The sequence below is a fragment of the Citrobacter sp. Cpo032 genome, from assembly GCF_030332975.1.
In the GTDB taxonomy this organism is placed as follows: Bacteria; Pseudomonadota; Gammaproteobacteria; order Enterobacterales; family Enterobacteriaceae; genus Citrobacter; species Citrobacter portucalensis.
This window is the reverse complement of the sequence record NZ_JAOWGU010000010.1, coordinates 1-266: the sequence shown is the minus strand read 5'-3', so window position 1 is coordinate 266 and position 266 is coordinate 1. Positions and strand designations below refer to the sequence as shown.

1 other RNA gene is annotated in these 266 nt (G+C 56.8%); it reads left to right on the top strand.

The features are described 5' to 3' along the window. Positions 1 to 63: 63 nt before the first annotated feature. Positions 64 to 201: non-coding RNA, RtT sRNA (locus OGY33_RS00055), on the top strand. Positions 202 to 266 lie beyond the last annotated feature (65 nt).

Genomic DNA, 266 nt, shown 5'->3' with positions numbered 1-266 from the left:
AATCCCCGCCTCACCGCCATATTTTAAGAAGAGCTCGTACGAAAGTACGGGCTTTTTTTTCGCATGTTGCATACCAGCGGGGGGATGAGAAGCCCCGACCGGGGTTCGACTGCTGGTGCAGCCAGCTGGACAGACCGGGAGCATCGCGAACGGGCTGCCCCGAAGGGGCGAGCAAAGCGAGTCAATCCCCCCTCACCGCCATATTTTAAGAAGAGCTCGTACGAAAGTACGGGCTTTTTTTTCGCATGTTGCACATCTACGGGGGG